Source organism: Burkholderia seminalis (assembly GCF_001718535.1).
Lineage (GTDB): Bacteria > Pseudomonadota > Gammaproteobacteria > Burkholderiales > Burkholderiaceae > Burkholderia > Burkholderia seminalis.
In genome coordinates, this window is the sequence record NZ_CP013398.1 from 2,175,125 (window position 1) to 2,188,071 (window position 12,947).

15 protein-coding genes are annotated in these 12,947 nt (G+C 67.7%); 8 read left to right on the forward strand and 7 right to left on the reverse strand.

Annotated elements, in window-relative coordinates; genetic code table 11:
- Positions 1 to 60 precede the first annotated feature (60 nt).
- Both mscL and WJ12_RS09820 read left to right on the forward strand, forming a co-directional pair.
- A complete protein-coding gene (mscL, locus tag WJ12_RS09815; protein ID WP_006487991.1) occupies positions 61 to 492 on the forward strand; it encodes a large conductance mechanosensitive channel protein MscL in 432 nt (143 codons plus the stop codon).
- A gap of 331 nt (positions 493 to 823) precedes the next feature.
- Positions 824 to 1,270 (forward strand): hypothetical protein, encoded by a 447-nt coding sequence (locus WJ12_RS09820; RefSeq protein WP_027784713.1) that lies wholly within the window; start codon positions 824 to 826, stop codon positions 1,268 to 1,270.
- Between the two features lie 66 nt (positions 1,271 to 1,336).
- On the opposite strand, the gene WJ12_RS09825 is transcribed toward WJ12_RS09820, so the two are convergent.
- Positions 1,337 to 2,230 carry an NAD(P)-dependent oxidoreductase gene (locus tag WJ12_RS09825; RefSeq protein WP_034188791.1) on the reverse strand — a complete coding sequence of 298 codons (894 nt, stop codon included), beginning with the start codon at positions 2,228 to 2,230 and terminating at the stop codon, positions 1,337 to 1,339.
- Positions 2,231 to 2,365: 135 nt separating this feature from the next.
- Here WJ12_RS09825 and WJ12_RS09830 point away from each other — a divergent pair, with 135 nt between their 5' ends.
- Positions 2,366 to 2,575, forward strand: coding sequence for a dodecin (locus WJ12_RS09830; RefSeq protein WP_006493215.1), 210 nt, complete (start codon positions 2,366 to 2,368; stop codon positions 2,573 to 2,575).
- Between the two features lie 221 nt (positions 2,576 to 2,796).
- A complete protein-coding gene (locus WJ12_RS09835) occupies positions 2,797 to 3,726 on the forward strand; it encodes a LysR substrate-binding domain-containing protein (RefSeq protein WP_034188792.1) in 930 nt (309 codons plus the stop codon).
- A gap of 106 nt (positions 3,727 to 3,832) precedes the next feature.
- Here WJ12_RS09835 and WJ12_RS09840 read toward each other — a convergent pair whose 3' ends face one another.
- A complete protein-coding gene (locus WJ12_RS09840) occupies positions 3,833 to 5,245 on the reverse strand; it encodes an 8-oxoguanine deaminase (RefSeq protein ID WP_059561780.1) in 1,413 nt (470 codons plus the stop codon).
- 509 nt (positions 5,246 to 5,754) lie between these two features.
- Here WJ12_RS09840 and uraH point away from each other — a divergent pair.
- Complete coding sequence (gene uraH / locus WJ12_RS09845; RefSeq protein WP_034188794.1) at positions 5,755 to 6,108, forward strand: hydroxyisourate hydrolase; 354 nt, start codon at positions 5,755 to 5,757, stop codon at positions 6,106 to 6,108.
- A gap of 52 nt (positions 6,109 to 6,160) precedes the next feature.
- A complete protein-coding gene (locus tag WJ12_RS09850; protein WP_034188795.1) occupies positions 6,161 to 7,354 on the forward strand; it encodes a urate hydroxylase PuuD in 1,194 nt (397 codons plus the stop codon).
- A 100-nt stretch (positions 7,355 to 7,454) separates the two neighbouring features.
- Here the strand turns inward: WJ12_RS09850 and WJ12_RS09855 are convergent, their stop codons facing one another.
- Entirely contained in the window at positions 7,455 to 7,865 is a 411-nt protein-coding gene (locus WJ12_RS09855) for an ACT domain-containing protein (protein ID WP_034188796.1), read from the reverse strand.
- A gap of 70 nt (positions 7,866 to 7,935) precedes the next feature.
- Positions 7,936 to 8,856, reverse strand: coding sequence for a LysR substrate-binding domain-containing protein (locus tag WJ12_RS09860; RefSeq protein ID WP_059561785.1), 921 nt, complete (start codon positions 8,854 to 8,856; stop codon positions 7,936 to 7,938).
- Between the two features lie 131 nt (positions 8,857 to 8,987).
- Here WJ12_RS09860 and WJ12_RS09865 point away from each other — a divergent pair, with 131 nt between their 5' ends.
- A complete protein-coding gene (locus WJ12_RS09865; RefSeq protein WP_059561790.1) occupies positions 8,988 to 9,803 on the forward strand; it encodes an aminotransferase class IV family protein in 816 nt (271 codons plus the stop codon).
- Between the two features lie 16 nt (positions 9,804 to 9,819).
- Here WJ12_RS09865 and WJ12_RS09870 read toward each other — a convergent pair whose 3' ends face one another.
- Entirely contained in the window at positions 9,820 to 10,224 is a 405-nt protein-coding gene (locus WJ12_RS09870) for a RidA family protein (protein WP_034188799.1), read from the reverse strand.
- A 152-nt stretch (positions 10,225 to 10,376) separates the two neighbouring features.
- Between WJ12_RS09870 and WJ12_RS09875 the strand changes: the two genes are divergently transcribed.
- Positions 10,377 to 11,339, forward strand: coding sequence for a LysR family transcriptional regulator (locus tag WJ12_RS09875; protein ID WP_059561792.1), 963 nt, complete (start codon positions 10,377 to 10,379; stop codon positions 11,337 to 11,339).
- A gap of 82 nt (positions 11,340 to 11,421) precedes the next feature.
- Here WJ12_RS09875 and WJ12_RS09880 read toward each other — a convergent pair whose 3' ends face one another.
- Positions 11,422 to 11,934, reverse strand: a complete 513-nt coding sequence (locus tag WJ12_RS09880; protein WP_034188801.1) for an ureidoglycolate lyase — start codon at positions 11,932 to 11,934, stop codon at positions 11,422 to 11,424.
- Positions 11,931 to 12,944 carry an allantoicase gene (gene alc / locus WJ12_RS09885; protein WP_059561796.1) on the reverse strand — a complete coding sequence of 338 codons (1,014 nt, stop codon included), beginning with the start codon at positions 12,942 to 12,944 and terminating at the stop codon, positions 11,931 to 11,933. Before alc ends, WJ12_RS09880 begins: the two co-directional genes overlap by 4 nt.
- Positions 12,945 to 12,947: the final 3 nt, after the last annotated feature.

Sequence of the window (12,947 nt, forward strand, 5' to 3'; positions counted from 1 at the left end):
CAAAGCAATCCTGCGCGTCGCGGCACGCCTCCCCTCGCCCCAACCAGGAGAAAGCCGCTCATGAGCATCATCAAGGAATTCAAGGAGTTCGCCGTCAAGGGCAACGTGATGGATCTCGCCGTCGGCGTGATCATCGGCGGCGCATTCTCGAAGATCGTCGACTCGGTCGTGAAAGACCTCATCATGCCGGTCATCGGCGTGCTGACCGGCGGTCTGGATTTCTCGAACAAGTTCGTTCTGCTCGGCACCATCCCCCCGACGTTCAAGGGTAATCCCGATTCGTTCAAGGACCTGCAGGCCGCCGGTGTCGCCGCATTCGGTTACGGCTCGTTCATCACCGTGGCGATCAATTTCGTCATCCTCGCGTTCATCATTTTCCTGATGGTGAAATTCATCAACAAGCTGCGCAAGCCGGAAGAAGCCGCGCCGGCCGCGACGCCGGAAGACACCGTGCTGCTGCGCGAGATCCGCGATTCGCTCAAGCAGCGCTGAGCGCCAAGCGCTCCGCCCGCCAGGCCCGCCGCGTGCGGGCCTTTTTATTGCGCGCGGCGCACCGCCACAAGCGGCCTATCTCACTTTTTTGTGACGGGCGAATGCACGCGCGGGAAAAGCAGGTCTATGATGGAGACTAAACGACAGTACGGGCGCCAAGACGCTGGCTGTGTCGATCATGGCGAGCAGGTCGACGGGAGACATTGATCGTCGTACTGCACGAATGCAGCATTTTCGTGTGCTATAAAGGATCGACATGCGGCGTACATAGCCGGGAGTGGGTCGCATGAAAGTGCCGCATTTCTTGCAATTGTTTTTGAGGCGAGTGTTTATGTCCTTCCCGAAAAAACGTCGGCGTGCGCAACAGGATGGCCAGGAGTCGTTCCTCGCGGTCTTGCGCCACTCGAAACCGTTTGCGCAACTCGACACCAAGATTGCCCGCGCCCGTGCGCAGGACGAACCCGTCCTCTATGCGCACGTGCTGCCCGGTCTCGACGTGCTCCTGTGCAGCGTGCGCGGCGCCCAGCCGCCCTATCCGGCGATCGCGGAGCTGCGCAAGCGCTGCATCGAATCGATCGCCAACGCGCTCGAGCAGCCGCTCGACGGCCTCGAAAACGGCGGCTACTGGTACGAGGCGAACGGCTTCGGCTTCCTCGTATTCGCGAGCCGTGCGCGAGCGCGCATCCTGCCCGAGTTTGGTGCAGGCACGAAAGCGAGCCTGCGCGGCGGGCTCGGCCGCCAGAACGCCGGCGACACGACACCCCGCTCGCTCGGTTGATTCGCCAGCCATTCGATGGGCCGCCTCCGGGCGGCCCATCTGTCATTCACGCGCTCCGCTTGCCCATCACGATGCCTGCCCGCGGCCGTTGCCCGGCCGCACGATGTCGATGAACGCGGCGAAATCCGCGCCCGCGAGCCCCTGCGCGGCACCGAGCCGCAGCACCTGCTGGACGGTGGCCGACACGGGCATCACCGCGCCCGTGTCGCGCGCGGCATCGGCAATCGCATCGACATCCTTCTGGAACGTGCCGAGCGCGCCGATCGGCGGATGACCGCCCGACGTCATGCGCGGCACGAACGTCTGCAGCAGCACCGAGTCGGCCCAGCCGCCGGCCAGCGCCTCGGCCAGGCGCGCGGCGTCGATGCCGCTCGCCTGTGCGAGACCGACGGCCTCGGCGATCGCCGTGACCGTCGCGGTGACGATCGCCTGGTTGCACAGCTTCGCCGTCTGGCCCGCGCCCGCGTCGCCCATGTGCGTGACACGCGACGCGTACGAGTCGATCAGCGGCCGCACCGCGTCGAGATCGGCCGCGCGGCCGCCCGCCATCACCGCGAGCGTGCCGGCCTGCGCGCCCGGCACGCCGCCGGACACCGGCGCATCGACCCAGCCGACCCCGAGCGCGGCCGCGCGCGCCGCGTAGTCGCGCGTCGCCGCGGGCGGAATGCTCGAATGATCGACGATGCGCAGCAGGCGGCGCGCAGCCGCGTCACCGGAGAGCAGCCCGTGCTCGCCGAACACGACGTCGCCGACCGCACGGCCGTCGAGCACGCACACGAATACCGTCTCGACACGTTCGGCCAGTTCGCGCGGCGTGCCGGCCACCTGCGCACCGTCCCCGACCAGCGCCTCGGCCTTGTCGCGCGAACGGTTCCACACGCTGACGCGGTGCCCCGCCGCCAGCAAATGCCGAATCATCGGCGCGCCCATCAATCCCGGTCCGCAAAATCCGACTTCCACGATGTTCCTCGTCTCCAATACGGGTTGCACTTGCCGCCCATCATACCTATCACTCAAGAAGCCGGGCACGCGCGGCACCGCTTCGGGACCGCGGCTTGCACCGGCAATACGGACCGATATCCCAGGGAGCGCATCATGAGCGACCACGTGTACAAGATGATCGAGCTGACCGGTTCGTCGCGGCAATCGAGCGACGACGCGATCCGCAACGCGATCTCGAAAGCCGGCAAGACGCTGCACAACCTGCACTGGTTCCAGGTGACCGAAACGCGCGGCCACATCGAAGGCGACCAGGTCGTGCACTGGCAGGTCACGCTGAAGGTCGGCATGCGCATCGACGACTGACGCATCCGTCGCCTCACCCGCCGCGTCGCGATCCGGATCCGCGCAATACAGACCCGCGCGGCGCCGCGCGTCCCGCATTTCACCTCGTTCGGGCCCCTTGTCGCGGCCCGACCGGCGGGTAGCCGCGGGTATCCATCTCTTGACGCTGCTTTTCGTTCATATTAAAAACAATATACCCACCCCATCCCTCGATCAGCCCAGCCATATAAACCGGAGATAACATGAGTCAGCAACGCGAGGCGATCGACACGTACCTCTTGCGCGTCTTGCACACCTTGTTGATGGAGCGCAGCGTCACGCGCGCGGCCGTCAAACTGAACCAGTCGCAACCGGCGATCAGCGCCGCGCTGCGACGCCTGCGCGACATCACCGGCGATCCGCTGCTGGTGCGCGGCAAATCCGGCATGGTGCCGACCGAATACGGGCTGCGCCTGCTCGAGCCCGTGCAGAACGCGTTGCGAGAAATCGAGCGCATCAAGTTCCAGCAGCACAACTTCGACCCGGCCACGTCGATCCGCTGCTACCGGATCGGCTGCCCCGACTACCTGAACGTGCTGTTCGTGCCGACCGTCGTCGAGCGTTTCCGCCTGGCCGCGCCGAACGCGACGCTCGAGTTCCATTCGCTCGGCCCCGCGTTCGACTACGAGCTCGCGCTGGAAGACGGCAAGCTCGACATCGTCGTCGGCAACTGGCCCGAGCCGCCCGAGCAGCTGCACCTGTCGAACCTGTTCGTCGACGAAATCGTCTGCCTGATGAGCAACACGCACCCGTTCGCGAAGCGCGGCGGGCTCACGCTCGACCAGTACCTGAACGCGCCGCATCTGGCGCCGACGCCGTACTCGGTCGGCCAGCGCGGCGCGATCGACGTGCATCTCGCGCGCGAGCGGCTCAAGCGCCACGTGGTCGTCACGCTGCCGTACTTCAACCTCGCGCCGTACGTGCTCGTGAAGTCGGACCTGATCTTCACGACCACGCGCCTGTTCGCCGATCACTATGCGAAGTTCCTGCCGCTGTCGGTCGTGCCGGCGCCGCTCGACTTCCCGCCGATGCAGTACTACCAGCTGTGGCACGAACGCTGCCATTACTCCGACGAAGTGCGCTGGCTGCGCGGCCTCGTCGCCGAAGCCACCCGCACGCTGATCGAGCCGTAACGGCACGCGCGGCCCGCGCCGTCGTCGCGCGTCGCGGCCCCTCAGGGCGCGACGACGGCCGGCGGCACGCCCCGTCGGGCGGCGGCCGCCCGACGTCGGTCCCGCGTCAGCGCGACGCCTCGACGAGCGCGTGCGCCAGCGCGTTGTGGCGCTCGATGACGGGCGGCAGATCGAGCGTCGCCAACCGCCCTTCCCGTACCACCACCTTCCCGTTCACCACCGTGTAGGCCGTCTGCGACGGCGCGCAGAACACGAGCGCCGCGACCGGATCGTGCAGCGCGCCCGCGAACAGCGGCTGGCGCAGGTCGAACGCGGCGAAGTCCGCGGCCATGCCGGGCTTCAGCGCGCCGATGTCGTCGCGGTTCAGCACCTTCGCCCCGCCGAGCGTCGCGATCTCGAGCGCTTCGCGCGCGGTCATCGCGTCGGGCCCGAACCCGACCCGCTGCAGCAGCAGCGCCTGCCGCACTTCCGCGACCATCTGCGCGCCGTCGTTCGACGCGGAGCCGTCGACGCCGAGGCCGACCGGCACGCCCGCGAGACGCATCTTCTTCACCGGCGCGATGCCCGACGCGAGCCGCATGTTCGAGCACGGACAGTGCGCGACGCCCGTGCCGGTGCGCGCGAACAGGCCGATGCCCGCGTCGTCCAGCTGCACGCAGTGCGCATGCCACACATCGTGGCCGACCCAGCCCAGATCCTCCGCATATTCGGCCGGCGTCATCCCGAACTTCTCGCGGCTGTAAGCAATGTCGTTGACGTTCTCCGCGAGGTGCGTGTGCAGCGACACACCGTATTCGCGCGCGAGCACGGCCGCATCGCGCATCAGGTCGCGGCTCACGGAGAACGGCGAGCACGGCGCGACCACCACGCGCAGCATCGCGTAGCGGCCTTCGTCGTGATAGGTTTCGATCAGGCGCTGCGTGTCGCGCAGGATGTCGGGCTCGCGCTCGACGACCGAATCGGGCGGCAGCCCGCCGTCGCGTTGCCCGACGCTCATCGCGCCGCGGCTCGCGTGAAAACGCATGCCGATTCGCTGCGCGGCGCCGATGCTGTCGTCGAGCCGGCTGCCGTTCGGGTAGATGTACAGGTGATCGCTCGACGTCGTGCAGCCCGACTGCAGCAGCTCGGCCATCGCGGTCAGCGTCGACACCTCGATCATCTCGGGCGTCAGGTGCGCCCAGATCCGATACAGGTTCGTGAGCCAGCCGAACAGTTCGGCGTTCTGCGCCGTGGGCACCGCGCGCGTGAGGCTCTGGTACATGTGGTGATGCGTGTTCACGAGCCCCGGGATCACGAGGTGGCCGCGCAGGTCGAGCACTTCGTCGGCCGTGTCGGGCAGCTCGGCGGTCGGGCCGACCGCGACGATCCGGTTGTCTTCGATGTAGAGCCCGGCATCGCGCAGTTCGCGGCGCGTGTCGTCCATGGTCACGAGCACGTCGGCGTGCTTGACCAGCAGGGTGGTCGGGCGGGATGAGGTGGGGTTCGGCGCGCGTGCGCCAGCGTGCTGCTCGAGGTTCATGCGTTCTCCGCGTCGGTCTGCCTCCAGGAGTTGCCTGGCGGCGGTCACACAGCCGTTCGAACGCTGAATCGCGGCACGCCCCGGTGCCTGCGTCCGTTCGAACGCCCTGGCCCGGTTACCCGGCGTGCTCGCCGTCTTCGGGGTACGCGCGGGCCACGGGCCGACGCGCACGGCGGGAGGATCGCCCACGCGCGCGCCGCGCACAATGCGCGAACCGGAATACCGTACCTCAGGGTTTCGATATGGTACGCCGCCCGCGGCGCCGCCCGGCGCCCGAAACCGGGCCGGCAGCCTTGCCCGGCGGGCCGTCGACAGCCGCTCATGCTCGGCGCATTATCTTCGATATCGCGCACGTATTTGCACGGGGAACCTTTTTACAATGCCTGCACGGCGCTCGCTTCAATCTCGCCGACGGGTATGTAGCCACGTGTGACGTGGAGCCTCGATCCGCCGCATAGTCAATGGATCGGGTCGCCGCCGAACCTCGCATTCACACAAGGACACAACGAATGGGAAAGCTCACTACCCACGTACTCGATACGGCGCACGGCCGTCCCGGCGCGGCCATCAAGGTGGACCTCTACGCGCTCGACGGCGAATCGCGCCGCGCGATCAAGACCGTGCTGACCAATAGCGACGGCCGCTGCGACGAACCCCTGCTCGAAGGCGCCGCGCTCGCCACCGGCGAATACGAACTCGTGTTCCATGCCGGCGACTACTTCGCGGCGCTCGGCGTGAAGGTGCCCGAACCCCGCTTCGTCGACCGCGTCGTGCTCCGCTTCGGCATCGCCGACGCCGGCTCGCACTACCACGTGCCGCTGCTCGTGTCGCCGTGGTCGTACAGCACCTATCGCGGCAGCTGACAGACGAATCAGCGCCCGCATCGAACAAACGAATTGAGTCTGGAGGAGTTTCATGGAAGGCTTCATCACCGACTGGCTGAACCTCGCGCTGCGATGGCTGCACGTCATCGTCGCCATTGCGTGGATCGGCGAGTCCTTCTATTTCGTCGCGCTCGACAACAGCCTGAAACCGCCGACCGACGCGAACCAGCGCAAGCGCGGCGTGTTCGGCGAGCTGTGGCACGTGCACGGCGGCGGGTTCTACAACATGCAGAAGTACACGGTGGCCCCGCCGGAAATGCCCGATGACCTGCACTGGTCGAAGTGGCCGTCGTACACCACGTGGCTGTCGGGCTTCTCGCTGTTCTTCGTGCTGTACCTGCTCGCGCCGAACACGTACCTGATCGACAAGAGCGTGCTCGACATGGGCCCGGTGGTCGCCGTCGCCTCCGCGCTCGGCTTCCTCGCGGCCGGCTGGATCGTCTACGACTCGCTGTGCCGCATCCTCGGCACCAACGACCGCGTGCTCGGCATCTGCGTCGGCCTCTACGTCGTCGTCGCCGCGTACCTCGCGTGCCACATCTTCTCGGGCCGTGCCGCCTACCTGATCGTCGGCGCGATGCTCGCGACGATCATGTCGGCGAACGTGTTCTTCGTGATCATCCCCGGCCAGCGCAAGATGGTCGACAAGATGCTCAAGGGCGAGGAACCGAACCCGATCTACGGCAAGCGCGGCAAGCAGCGTTCGGTGCACAACACGTACTTCACGCTGCCGGTCGTGTTCGCGATGCTGTCGAACCACTATGCGATGACGTACACGAACAAGTTCAACTGGGTCGTGCTCGTGCTGATCATGCTGGCCGGCGCGCTGATCCGCCAGTTCTTCGTGATGCGCCACCGCGGCAAGCAGTTGTGGTACCTGCCGATCGGCGGCGTCGCGCTGCTGTCGGGCGCGCTGGTGTGGACGATGCCGAAGCCGGTCGCACCGGAAGCGCAGGCCGCGAACGCGCCGAAGATCGCGATCAACGACATCATGCCGATCCTGCAGCAGCGCTGCGTCGAGTGCCACTCGTCGAAGCCGACGCTGATGGGCAGCGCTCCCGCAGGCGTGATGTTCGACACGCCGGACGAAGTGTCGAAGAACGCGCAGCGTATCTACGAACAGGCCGTGCGCCTGAAGGCGATGCCGATCGGCAACGTCACGCACATGACCGACGACGAGCGGACCAAGCTCGCCGCCTGGTTCGAGGGTGGCGCGGTCAAGTAAGCCGCCGTGCGCCGGTCGCCGGCGCGATCCTCTCCGTTCGCGGGCCCGATGACGGGCCCGTTTTTTTCATGCGCCGCGTGCGCCGCATGCACTTCGGGCACTAGCCGCGCATCGCGTCGCGCTGCAGGGCAACGAGCGCATCGCGCGCGCGCGGGCCGTCGTCGACCGGTACGAAGATGTGATCGTGGCATGCGGCGGCCATCACGTTGCAGCTGATGCCGGCCGCGCCGAGCGCCCGCGCGAAGGCGGCCGTGAGACCGACGGCCGCGAGATCGGAATGGACGGTGAGCGTGATCCATGCGGCGCGGAACAGCACGGGCCAGCCGCGACGTGCTGCCGTTGCCTCTTCGACCACGACCGTCAGCCCTTCCGCTTCGCGGAACGTCGCGATGACTTCGGATAACGATACGTCCGCACCGGTCGGCAGCGACACGAAGGCGAACGCGCCCGGATGCAGTTCGGGTTGCATCGTCCGTAGCAGGACCCTGAGGTCGTTTTCAGGTTGGCTCATCGAAGGGGCACGTCCGGCGCCGGACGTCGTGCGGTGGTAATCCGGGCACGATAGCACGCACGACGACGCGCTACGCGTGCGCCATCGCCGCTTCGTCCGCGAGCCAGTCGCGCAACGCGACGATGCGCGGATCGTCCTGCGTGTGCGCCGGATACACGACGTGATACGCGAGCCCCGGCGCCACCTCGACGTTCACGTCGAACAGCCGGACGAGGCGCCCGTCCGCGAGATCGCGCGCAATCATGTGCGGCTCCGCCAGGCCGATCGTCGTACCGTCGATCACGGCCTGCACGACGTGGCTCGAATCCGGAAACGCAACGCACCGGCTGTCGTCGAAACCGTCGACGCCGGCGGCGGCCATCCACGCCGACCAGCGCGGCCAGGTCACGCCGTCGACTTCGCAGTCGGCGTGGCAAAGCGTGTGGCGCAGCAGGTCGCGCGGCTTGCGCAACGCGGGGCCGGCCGACACCAGCGCGGGGCTGCAGACCGCGACGACCGATGTGCCGAACAGGCGCTGCACGCACGCGTCGCGATAACGCCCGGTGCCGAAGCGGATCGCGACATCCACGTCGTCGCCGTCGAAATCGCGCAGCCGGTCAGTGATGTCGAACGTCAGTTCGAGCGCCGGATGCGCGGCCTTGAAGCGCGGCAGGCGCGGCAGCAGCCAGTGCGTCGCGAAGCGCGCGCCGACCGACACGCGCAGTTCCGTCCGCTCGCGCGCGATGCGCCGTGCCCGCGCGGTCGCGTGGCGCAGGCCCGCCAGCGCATCGGCGGCGGCCGCAGCCAGCACCGCGCCGGCCAGCGTCAGCCGGATGCTGCGGCTCGTCCGGACGAACAGTTCGATGCCGAGCTGCGCCTCGATTTCCTTGATCTGGTGACTGACGGCTGCCGGCGTCAGCCCGACCTCGTCGGCCGCCCGCGAAAAATTCAGGTGCCGCGCCGCCGCCTCGAACGTCCTCAGCGCGCGCGTGCCAGGCCACATGCGTTCCATCGATCTTCAAACAGAATTTGACGACCGTTCCAAAACTACTCGTTTTTCACGACACCATCAATCGGCAAACAATAGGTTTTCTTGAAGATGCCGCGCCGCCCCGCGCCCGCGGCCAACCTGGAGATTCGCCGATGACCGCTGCACCGTTCCCGTCCGTCGCCCACATCAACGGCGTGGCCGCCACGCCCGATGCGCTTGCCGCGCTGGCTTTCGCGGGCCACGCACATTTCACCGCGATGCAGGTTCGCGACGGCCGCGTACGCGGCCTCGACCTGCACCTTGCACGGCTGCGCGATGCATCGAACGCGCTGTTCGGGCATGCGCTGCCCGATGCACGGATTCGCGCGTTCCTGCGCGCCGCGCTCGATCGTGCGCCGTCGGCGCTGTCGCTGAGCGCGACCGTCCATGCGACGACCGGCGAATTCGCCGCGCCGCGCGACGACGAAGCGCTCGACGTGCTGATCCGCACCGCCGCGCCGTCGTCGGGGCCGGCCGGCCCGCTCGATCTCGCGCTGTTCGAACACGAGCGCGTGCTGCCGGCCATCAAGCACGTCGGCGAAGTCGCGAAAACGCACTTCCTGCGCCGTGCGGCGGCGCAAGGGTTCGACGACGCGGCGTTCATCGATCGCCGTGGACGCATCAGCGAAGGCTCGATCTGGAACATCGCGTTCTGGACCGGCGACGCGCTCGTGTGGCCGGTGGCCGGCATGCTCGGCGGTGTCACGATGGGCATCCTGCGGCGGCAGCTGGCACGTCTGGGCATCGCGCAGCACGACCGTGAAGTGACGCCGGCCGACCTGCCGTCGATGGCCGGCGCCGTCGTGATGAATTCGTGGACGCCGGGCATCGCCGTGCGCCGGTTCGGCACGGCGACGCTGCCCGATTCGCCGTCGCTGGCCGCGCGACTGCATCGCGCGTATGAACAGGAGCCGCCCGTCGCGCCGTGATACGCACGCGCCATGCTCACGCATCGGCCGACTCCGGCAGCCGTGCGATCGCCTTGATCTCGAACTGGAAACCGTACAGCCAGGTCACGCCGACGGCGGTCAGCGCCGGATGCGGCGCATCGCCCCAGTATTCGGGGACGATCGCCCAGATCCGTTCGAACGTCTCCTCGGGATCGACGAGGAACACCGTCACGTCGACGACGTCGTCGAACGTGCAGCCGGCCGCGCGCAGCACCGCATTCAGGTTGTCGAACGCGCGGCGGACCTGCGCGCCCAGCTCCGGCTCGGGCGAACCGTCGTCGCGGCTGCCGACCTGCCCGGACACGAACAGGAAGCCGTTCGCGCGCACCGCCGGCGAATAGCGATTGCGGTCATACAGCGCCCGGCGACCGGGCGGAAAAACTACGCTACGCTTTGCCATTCAACCCCTCCATCGGTCGGTGGGGCGTCGCCGCCCCGGTCTCAACGATGAAGGCACTTTAAGGACCGTTGCACGGCGGATAAACCGGCAACCTTGTCCAACACTGTTTGCGCGCGCCAAACAATGTCCGGGCGCCGCGGAGTCCTGACCCGATGGATCGATTCGACGCAATGCAGGCGTTCGCCCGCGTGGTGGAGGCCGGCAGCTTCACGAAGGCAGCCGACACGCTGCACATGAGCCGCACCACCGTCACGCAACTGGTGCAGCAACTCGAGGCGCGGCTGCGCGTGAAGCTGTTCCACCGCACGACCCGCAAGGTCGTCGTCACGGCCGACGGTGCCGCGTACTACGAGCGCGTCGTGCGGCTGCTGGCCGACATGAACGATGCCGAAACGAGCCTGTCCGCCGCGTCGGCGTCGCCGACGGGGCGGCTGCGCGTGGACGTGCCGACCCCGCTCGCGCGCCTGATCCTGATCCCCGCGCTGCCCGCGTTCCACGCGCGCTATCCGGACATCCAGCTCGACATGGGCGTGAGCGACCGCGTGGTCGACGTGATCGGCGAGAACGTCGACTGCGTCGTGCGCGGCGGCGAGCCGGCCGACCGCTCGCTGATCGCGCGCCGCATCGGCGACCTGCGGCTCGGCGTATACGCATCGCCCGCTTACCTCGCGCGCGCCGGCACACCGACGCACCCGGGCGAACTCGAAGGCACGCATCACCGCATCGTCGGCTTTCTGTGGGCGCGCACCGGCAAGGCACTGCCGTTTGCGATGGCGCGCGACGGCGAGCAGATCACCGTACGCGGCCGCTACGTGCTCGCCGTCGACGACGGCAATGCGTACCTCGAAGCCGGCCTCGCCGGGCTCGGCATCCTGTGGCTGCCCGACTACATGGCCGCCGCGTATCGCACGCGGGGCGAACTCGTACCGCTGTTCGAGCCATGGCAACTCGAACCGATGCCGATGTACGTCGCATTCCCGCCGAACCGCCACGTCAGCGCAAAGCTGCGCGTGTTCGTCGACTGGGTCGCCGACCTGATGGCCGAGCATGCGCCGGTCGCGAACCGTCGTCGCGGCAGCGGTTCGCGCGACGCGCGCAAGGCCGTGTTGACCTGAGTCGCGACAAAGCGAGCGCACATAAAAAAACCCGCGCATCTTGCGCGGGTTTCGGCGGGCAGGCAACGGAAGCGTCGACGACTCAGGCGGTCAGCGCATGCAGCGCCTCGTCGGTGAGCCAAAGCGATTCCTGCAGATCCTGCTCGTTCAGGTTCAGGCCGTCACCGCCGCGATCGACGACGATGAAATCGCTGACGCCGCCGAGCGCGATCAGCGGATGATGCCACACGCCCTTCGCGTAGTTGACGCCCTGCCAGCCGCTCGTCACGAACGCACGGATCTTCGCCGGATCGAGATCGCCCGCGGGCGCGACGACGACGAGATACGGCTGGTCGTTCAGCGGCACGAACGCCTGGCTGCCGAGCGGGTGCCGCTCCAGCATCTTCACTTCGAACGGCAGCGTGCGCGGCTGGCCGCGGAACAGGTTGACGAGCGTGCGGCCGCCCTCGTCCGTCACGTCGACTTTCGCGAGATCGTGAAAGCGGATCGTCGTGCCGAGGTTGATCGGGATCTGCTTCGCCCCGTCCGTTTCGATCACGTCGCCGAACGGCGCGAAGGCTTCCCTGGTCAGCGGTTCGATAACGAGCGTCTTCATTTGTCGAGCGTTCCCCACAGGCGCAGGCGCGACACGCCGCCGTCCGGAATGATGTTCAGTCGCACGTGCGTGACGGGGCCAAGCGACGCGATGTCCTGTTCGAAATAGTGCTGCTTGTCCATCTGCAGTTTCTGTTCGCCGAGCAGCACCGGCCAGAACATCGACTGCGTGATCAGCGAGCTGTCCGTGCCGCCCGACACGTACGCGGCCTGGATCGAGCAGCGGTCCGGGAAGTTGCCCTTGAAGAACGCGGTATCGACTTCGATCTTGCGGATCACGCCCGGCTGCGCGAGCGCGATGATCGCCCAGTCGTTGCCCGGCTCGCGGCGGCGGCGGGTTTCCCAGCCATCGCCCATGTTCACGCCGCGGCCCGGCAGCAGCAGGTTCGACGCGACGCCGAAATGCTGGTTGTTCGCGGCCACGACGTAACCGCCGTTTTCCATCGCCGCGAGGTCGAACTGCTCGGTCGCGCTCGCGCCGGCCCAGTCGAGCTGCGGCTGGCCGTACACGCGCAGGCGCGCGATGCCGCCGTCCGGGTAGATGTTCACGCGCAGGTGCGTGAACGCGCGTGCGTCGCTCGCTTCGACGTAGTGATGGCTGTTGCCCTGCAGCGTCGTCGACGGCACGATCTCGACCCACTCGGTCGCATGCGTCGGCGCGCCGTCGGCCACGAACGCGGCCTCGATCGACGCGGCCGGCGGGAAGTTGCCGGTGAAGTGACTCGTGTCGATGTCGAAGCCCTTGATCACGCCCGGGCGCGCGAGCTTGACGATGCACCAGTCGTACCCCGTCGTGCGCTTGCGGCGCGTTTCCCAACCGTCCATCCACTTGCCGTGGTCGTCGTACTTGCCGGGGATGAAGACGGCCGGCTCGGGGTTCAGCATCCGGTCCTTCGGCGCGAAGAAATCGTCGCTGGCCTCGAGCGCCTGCGCACCGAGACGCGGGTCGGCAAGATTCACGTAGCGCCGCGTGAATTCGGGTGCGTTGGGATCGAGAAGCGGAACAGCCATGAT

Bases quoted from the DNA above. Each gene is read 5' to 3' on its own strand.
- mscL (WP_006487991.1), top strand. From the start codon at position 61: ATGAGCATCATCAAGGAATTCAAGGAGTTCGCCGTCAAGGGCAACGTG.
- WJ12_RS09820 (WP_027784713.1), top strand. From the start codon at position 824: ATGTCCTTCCCGAAAAAACGTCGGCGTGCGCAACAGGATGGCCAGGAG.
- WJ12_RS09830 (WP_006493215.1), top strand. From the start codon at position 2,366: ATGAGCGACCACGTGTACAAGATGATCGAGCTGACCGGTTCGTCGCGG.
- WJ12_RS09835 (WP_034188792.1), top strand. From the start codon at position 2,797: ATGAGTCAGCAACGCGAGGCGATCGACACGTACCTCTTGCGCGTCTTG.
- WJ12_RS09840 (WP_059561780.1), bottom strand. From the start codon at position 5,245: ATGAACCTCGAGCAGCACGCTGGCGCACGCGCGCCGAACCCCACCTCA.
- uraH (WP_034188794.1), top strand. From the start codon at position 5,755: ATGGGAAAGCTCACTACCCACGTACTCGATACGGCGCACGGCCGTCCC.
- WJ12_RS09850 (WP_034188795.1), top strand. From the start codon at position 6,161: ATGGAAGGCTTCATCACCGACTGGCTGAACCTCGCGCTGCGATGGCTG.
- WJ12_RS09855 (WP_034188796.1), bottom strand. From the start codon at position 7,865: ATGAGCCAACCTGAAAACGACCTCAGGGTCCTGCTACGGACGATGCAA.
- WJ12_RS09860 (WP_059561785.1), bottom strand. From the start codon at position 8,856: ATGGAACGCATGTGGCCTGGCACGCGCGCGCTGAGGACGTTCGAGGCG.
- WJ12_RS09865 (WP_059561790.1), top strand. From the start codon at position 8,988: ATGACCGCTGCACCGTTCCCGTCCGTCGCCCACATCAACGGCGTGGCC.
- WJ12_RS09870 (WP_034188799.1), bottom strand. From the start codon at position 10,224: ATGGCAAAGCGTAGCGTAGTTTTTCCGCCCGGTCGCCGGGCGCTGTAT.
- WJ12_RS09875 (WP_059561792.1), top strand. From the start codon at position 10,377: ATGGATCGATTCGACGCAATGCAGGCGTTCGCCCGCGTGGTGGAGGCC.
- WJ12_RS09880 (WP_034188801.1), bottom strand. From the start codon at position 11,934: ATGAAGACGCTCGTTATCGAACCGCTGACCAGGGAAGCCTTCGCGCCG.
- alc (WP_059561796.1), bottom strand. From the start codon at position 12,944: ATGGCTGTTCCGCTTCTCGATCCCAACGCACCCGAATTCACGCGGCGC.